This window comes from Actinophytocola xanthii (assembly GCF_001921205.1).
In the GTDB taxonomy this organism is placed as follows: Bacteria; Actinomycetota; Actinomycetes; order Mycobacteriales; family Pseudonocardiaceae; genus Actinophytocola; species Actinophytocola xanthii.
This window is the reverse complement of record NZ_MSIE01000145.1, coordinates 1-6,289: the sequence shown is the minus strand read 5'-3', so window position 1 is coordinate 6,289 and position 6,289 is coordinate 1. Positions and strand designations below refer to the sequence as shown.

At 70.9% G+C, this 6,289-nt stretch carries 5 protein-coding genes; 1 reads left to right on the top strand and 4 read right to left on the bottom strand.

What is annotated here, in order from left to right:
- Positions 1-711: 711 nt before the first annotated feature.
- Entirely contained in the window at positions 712-1,812 is a 1,101-nt protein-coding gene (locus BU204_RS37365) for a globin domain-containing protein (protein WP_075124813.1), read from the top strand.
- Positions 1,813-1,821: 9 nt separating this feature from the next.
- Here BU204_RS37365 and BU204_RS37360 read toward each other — a convergent pair whose 3' ends face one another.
- Genes BU204_RS37360 through dnaK form a run of 4 tightly spaced genes read right to left on the bottom strand, consistent with a single transcriptional unit; the run spans position 1,822 to position 6,046 of the window.
- Complete coding sequence (locus BU204_RS37360; protein ID WP_075124641.1) at positions 1,822-2,250, bottom strand: heat shock protein transcriptional repressor HspR; 429 nt, start codon at positions 2,248-2,250, stop codon at positions 1,822-1,824.
- A complete protein-coding gene (dnaJ, locus tag BU204_RS37355) occupies positions 2,247-3,434 on the bottom strand; it encodes a molecular chaperone DnaJ (RefSeq protein ID WP_075124642.1) in 1,188 nt (395 codons plus the stop codon). The genes BU204_RS37360 and dnaJ overlap by 4 nt, the downstream gene beginning before the upstream one ends.
- A gap of 21 nt (positions 3,435-3,455) precedes the next feature.
- Positions 3,456-4,184: a nucleotide exchange factor GrpE gene (gene grpE, locus BU204_RS37350; RefSeq protein WP_083661060.1), complete on the bottom strand. Its 729-nt coding sequence runs from the start codon at positions 4,182-4,184 to the stop codon at positions 3,456-3,458.
- Positions 4,181-6,046, bottom strand: coding sequence for a molecular chaperone DnaK (gene dnaK, locus BU204_RS37345; protein ID WP_075124643.1), 1,866 nt, complete (start codon positions 6,044-6,046; stop codon positions 4,181-4,183). The genes grpE and dnaK overlap by 4 nt, the downstream gene beginning before the upstream one ends.
- Between the last annotated feature and the right edge of the window lie 243 nt (positions 6,047-6,289).

The following is a 6,289-nucleotide window of genomic DNA, read 5'->3' as shown; positions in this document are numbered from 1 at the left end:
GCCCGGGCCCGCCGGCGGCCGCCGGGCCCCCCGCGGCGGCCGGACGGCCGGCGCCGGGGTGACCGTGCGGCGGGATCGCCCCACCGGTCACCGGGGCCCACGGGTTCACCGAGCCGTTCGCGCTCCCAGCGACGGCCGCCGTGGTGGGAGCGGGGGCCTGTCGGGGGGCGGCGGGATGTCCCGGCGGTCGGGACGGTGGCGCCTGCGGAGCTCGGGACGGCGCCGCGGTTCGGCCGAGTGGGTGAATCTGGCGCGTGGGCGCGACCGGTGGTGCCGGGGCCGCGAGCGGCGGAGAGGCCGGCTGACCAGGGCCGGAGCTTGCACCATCCTCGGCGAACTCGAGGTCCAACAGAGCTGGAGGGGCAACGCCGGTGGGGGTTACCGCGTCTGGGCGCACGGCGGACACGCTTTCATAACGCCCGCCTACCGTGTGAACCACTCCCCCGCATGTCGCCTGCGGCGCAGAAATTCACTACTCTTCGTAGCACTGGTTCGCACCAATGTGCCAGGAGCGCGACAACGGGTGAGATTCCGTCTAGTGTCCAGCCTGTCGGGGAACCGGTGGCGAGTAAAACAGCCGACGGCGTCGCACCCCGGACGTCGAGAGGTGGAGTCTGTGTCCCGGCCATGACATCCAACGCAGTGGTGAGCCCGCTTTCCCAGTACCCGCACGGGAACGGCGCCGAGGCCTCGCCAGAACCCATCGTCACCATGGTGCGGCTGGTGCGGGAGAGCTTCGCCAGAGTCGCGCCGCAGGCCGACCGCGTCGCCGAGTACTTCTACGCCACCCTGTTCGCCATCGCGCCGGCGACCCGGGAGATGTTCCCGGTCAACATGCAGGTCCAGCGTTCCCGGCTGTTGCGCGCGCTGGTGCACTTCGTACAGATGGTGGACCGGCCCGACGAGCTGGTCCCGTTCCTGCGCCAGCTCGGGCGCGACCACCGCAAGTTCGGCGTGGTCGCCAGCCACTACGAGGCCGTGGGGATGGCCCTGCTGGCCGCGGTCAAGCAGTTCGCCAAGGAGGCGTGGACCGACGAGGTCGAGCGGGCCTGGGCCGAGGCGTACACGATCATGGCTCGGGCGATGCTCGAGGCGGCCTCGGCCGACGACGACCCCGCCTGGTGGCCGGCCACCGTCCTCGACCGCCACCGCATCACCCGCGACCTGGCCGTCATCCGGGTCCGGACGGAGTTCCCGCTGGCCTACCACCCCGGCCAGTACGTCAGCGTCGAGACGCCCCAGCGGCCACGCATGTGGCGGTACCTGAGCCCGGCCACCGCTCCGCGCGAGGACGGGATGCTGGAGTTCCACGTCCGGTCCGTGGAGGGCGGCTGGGTGAGCCGCGCGATGGTCGGCTACTCCGAGCCGGGCGACCGGTGGCGGATCGGCCCGCCCATGGGGCGTCTGCGGGTGGACCGCCACTCGGGTCGCGACGTGCTGATGGTCGCCGGCGGTACCGGTATCGCGCCGATGCGCGCGATCATCGACCACCTGGCGAAGTGGGGGGAGAACCCCAGGGTCCAGCTGTTCTTCGGCGGCCGGGTTCGCTCGGACCTGTACGACCTGGAGAACCTGCACGCGCTCGCGGCGTCGAACCCGTGGTTGACCTTGGTCCCGGTCCTCGAGTCGGACCACGCGTACGGCGCGGAGCAGGGGACGCTGGCCGACGTGGTCACCCGGTACGGCGCGTGGGAGGACCACGACGTGCTGGTGTCCGGTTCGCCGGCGATGGTGCGCTCGACGGTCTCCCGGATGCTGGTCGCGGGCACGCCGCTGGACCGGATCACCTACGACCCGTTCACGTTGGACTGACCGGCCGCCTCAGCGCTTGCGCGGCTTCCAGACGACCAGCGCGGTCTGCTGCCGGACCGGCACCAGCTCATTGCGGTAGGAGCGGTGGATCGCGGCCGCGGCCTGTTCGGCGGCGGCGTGCACGGCGGCGAGTTCCTCGGTCAGCTCGGCCAGGCGCGAGCGCAGGGCGCTCACCTCGTTCTCGAGCTCGATGATCCGCTTGACCCCGGCCAGGTTCACCCCCTGCTCCTGGGAGAGCCGCTGGATCTCCCGGAGCAGTGCGATGTCACGCATCGAGTACCGGCGGCCGCCGCCCGAGGTCCGGCCCGGCGAGACCAGACCCATGCGGTCGTAGCCGCGCAGGGTCTGGGCGTGCAGGCCGGACAACTCGGCGGCCACGGAGATCACGAAGACGGGGGTGTCCTCGTTGGCGCCGGGTGGGAACGGGATACCGGTCATGACCCACTCCGTTTCTCCAGCATCGAAGTCAGCTCCGGCCGGGGGTCGTGCCCCGCGGTCGCGGCCAGGTAGTCGCGCAGCGCCGCCTTGGCCTTCTCGTCCATGTTCGACGGCACGGTGACCTGCAGGGTCACCAGCAGGTCGCCGACCTGGCCATCCCGGCGGTGGATGCCCTTGCCGCGCACGCGCAGCACCCGCCCGCTCGCCGTGCCCGGTGCCACCCGCAGCGACACCTTGTCCTCGAGCGTCGGCACGGTCAGCGTCGTGCCGAGCGCCAGCTCGGGGAACGTCACCGGGACCTTGACCGTCAGGTCGTTCCCGGACCGGCCGAAGACCGGGTGCGGGCTGACGTGCACGAGCACGTACAGGTCGCCGGCGTGGGCCCCGTTCAAGCCGGGCTCGCCCTGCTCGGCCAGGCGGATCCGCTGCCCGTCGTCGACGCCGGCCGGGATGCGGACGGTGAGCGTGCGGGTCTTGGTGCTTGTCCCGTCGCCGCCGCACTCCGGACACGGGTCGTCGACGATGCGCCCGGTGCCGCGGCAGTCCCGGCACGGCTCGCTGAACGCGAACGCGCCCTGACTGCGGCTCACCAGCCCCGCGCCCGAACAGGTCGGACAGGTACGGGGGGTGGTGCCGGGCCGCGCGCCGGAGCCCTGGCAGGTCGAGCAGGTCGAGGGGCTGGACAGGCGCAACGGGACCGTCGCGCCCTTGACCGCCTCGACGAAGTCGATGCGGACCTCGGTCTCGACGTCCGCGCCGCGGCGTGGCCGGCTGGTGGTACCGGTGGCCCCGGCCCGCCGACCGAACAGGTTGCCGAGCAGGTCGCTGATGCCACCGCTGCCGGCCGCACCGGCCTGCTGGCCACTGAAGATGTCGCCGAAGTCGAAGTTGGTCCCGCCGGTGCCGAACCCGCCGAACCCGCCGCCGCCCGGGCGGAACGCGCCGGATCCGAAGAGCCGGCGGGCCTCGTCGTACTGCTTGCGCTTCTCCGCGTCCCCGAGCACGCCGTAGGCCTCGGACACCGCCTTGAAGCGGGCCTCGGCCTGGGCGTTGCCCGGGTTCGCGTCGGGGTGCAGCTCACGCGCCAGCTTGCGGTACGCCTTCTTGATCTCGTTCTCGCTGGCGCCGGACGAGACGCCCAACTCGTGGTAGAAGTCCTTGTCGATCCAGTCCCTCGCACTCACCGGACGTCCCCTCCCTCCTCGTCAGTTCTGTTCGTCGGCCCGGCCGGCCGGAGGCGTGTCCGCCCCGGTCGGCTCGAACCAGTCGCCCGTGCCGCCGCCCTCGGCGGACGGCCCGGGCGCCGCCGGCGCCGCCGCCGGCTCGTGGTCGGTGACGCCGACCAGCGCCGCACGCACCACCCGGTCGCCGAAGCGGTAGCCGCGGCGCAGCACCGCGGTCACCGTCGGGCCGGGGACGTCGGGCGAGGTGTCGTGCTGGACCGCCTCGTGCACCGACGGGTCGAACGGCTCGCCGTCGTGCCCGAAGCCCTCGAGCCCGACGCGCTCCAGCGTGGCCGCGAGCTTGTCGGCCACCGCCTTGAACGCGCCGGTGAGGTCGCCGTGCTGGGCAGCCCGCTCGATGTCGTCGAGCACCGGCAGCAGCTCGCTCGCCACCGACGCCTTGGCCTGGGTGACCACGGCCTCCCGGTCGCGGTCGATCCGCTTGCGGTAGTTGGCGTACTCGGCCTGGAGGCGTTGCAGGTCGGCGGTGCGCTCGTCGAGCTGCGCCTTCAGCTCCGCCTCCTGGCTGGGCGCCTCGTCGGACACCTGGCCACCCTGGTCCGTGACCTGCTCGTGCCCCGGCTCGCCCGGCGCCGGTTCCTCCGACGCCGGGCGGACCTGCCCGGTCTGCGGGTCGATTCGACGGCGGTCGCGCACGACGACTCGCGGCTCCTCTCCGGAGTTCTCGTCGGTTCGGTGGTCGGAGGTCACTTCTTGCCGTCCTCGTCGACGATCTCGGCGTCCACCACGTCGTCGGCGCCCGGCGCGGCCTGCTCACCACCCGGCGCACCAGCACCGGCACCGCCGCCGGCACCCTCGCCCGCCTGCGCGCCGGTCTGCGCGTAGATGGCCGAGCCCATGGCCTGCGACTCGGTGGCGAGCTTCTCCATCGCGGCCTTGATGGTCGCGGTGTCGTTGCCCTTGAGCGCGTCCTGGGCGTCCTGGATCGCGCTGTTGACCTTGTCCTTGACCTCGGTCGGGATCTTCTCGTCGTTGTCCTTGACGAACTTCTCCGTCTGGTAGACGAGCGTCTCGGCCTGGTTGCGGACCTCGGCCTCCTCGCGGCGGCGCTTGTCCTCCTCGGCGTGCGCCTCCGCGTCCTTGATCATCCGGTCGATGTCGTCCTTCGGCAGCGCGGAGCCGCCGGTGATCGTCATCGACTGCTGCTTGCCCGTGCCCAGGTCCTTCGCGCTGACCTGCACGATGCCGTTGGCGTCGATGTCGAAGGTGACCTCGATCTGCGGGACGCCCCGGGGTGCCGGCGGGATGCCGGTGAGGTCGAAGGTGCCCAGCTTCTTGTTGTGCACCGCGATCTCGCGCTCACCCTGGAAGACCTGGATGCCGACCGTGGTCTGGCCGTCGTCCGCGGTGGAGAAGATCTCCGACTTCTTGGTCGGGATCGTCGTGTTCCGCTCGATGAGCTTGGTGAACACGCCACCCTTGGTCTCGATGCCCAGCGACAGCGGGGTGACGTCCAGCAGCAGCACGTCCTTGACGTCGCCGCGCAGCACGCCGGCCTGCAGGGTCGCGCCGATCGCGACGACCTCGTCCGGGTTCACGCCCTTGTTCGGCTCCTGGCCGCCGGTCAGCTCCTTGACCAGGTCGGACACGGCCGGCATGCGGGTGGAACCACCGACCAGCACGACGTGGTCGATGTCGCCGACCTTGATGCCAGCGTCCTTGATCACGGTGTTGAACGGTGCACGGGTGCGGTCGAGCAGGTCGCTGGTGATCCGCTGGAACTCGGCGCGGGACAGCGTCTCGTCCAGGAACAGCGGGTTCTTGTCGGCGTCGACCGTGATGTAGGGCAGGTTGATGCCGGCGCTGTTCGAGCTGGACAGCTCGATCTTGGCCTTCTCCGCCGCCTCACGGATGCGCTGCAGGGCCATCTTGTCCTTGGTCAGGTCGATGCCCGAGGACTGCTTGAACTTGTCGACCAGCCAGTCGACGATGCGCTGGTCCCAGTCGTCGCCGCCGAGGTGGTTGTCACCGGAGGTCGCGCGGACCTCCACGACGCCCTCGCCGATCTCCAGCAGCGACACGTCGAACGTGCCACCGCCGAGGTCGAAGACGAGGATGGTCTGCTCCTTCTCGCCCTTGTCCAGCCCGTAGGCCAGCGCGGCCGCGGTCGGCTCGTTCACGATCCGCAGCACGTTCAGGCCGGCGATCTGCCCGGCCTCCTTGGTGGCCTGCCGCTGGGCGTCGGAGAAGTAGGCCGGGACGGTGATCACCGCGTCGGTGATCGGCTCGCCGAGGTAGGACTCCGCGTCCCGCTTGAGCTTCATCAGCACGCGGGCGCTGATCTCCTGCGGCGAGTACTTCTTGTCGTCGATCTCGGTGGTCCAGTCCGTGCCCATGTGCCGCTTGACCGACCGGACCGTGCGGTCCACGTTGGTGACAGCCTGGTTCTTCGCCGGCTGGCCGACCAGTACCTCGCCGTTCTTGGCGAAGGCCACAACGGACGGGGTGGTCCGCGAACCCTCGGAGTTGGCGATCACCGTCGGCTCACCGCCCTCGAGGACGGCGACGACGGAGTTGGTCGTCCCCAGGTCGATACCGACCGCTCGCGCCATTGGATTTCCTCCTGCTGCTCTTACCTGTGTGGGTTGAGTCCCTGCCGCTCAAGTTTGCCGACGAGGGAGCCGGCTCGTCAAACCAGAGTTGAGCCGGTCACACTCAACCTTCCTGACTCCTTCAACGCGGGACGGCGCCGGATCGTTCCCGGAGGCGGTCAGGAGCGCCTGACCTCGATGTTTCCGCTGTCGAAAAAACCTGGATGTCGCTGTCGAGGTGGCCGCCGCCGGCGTCGGCGTCGA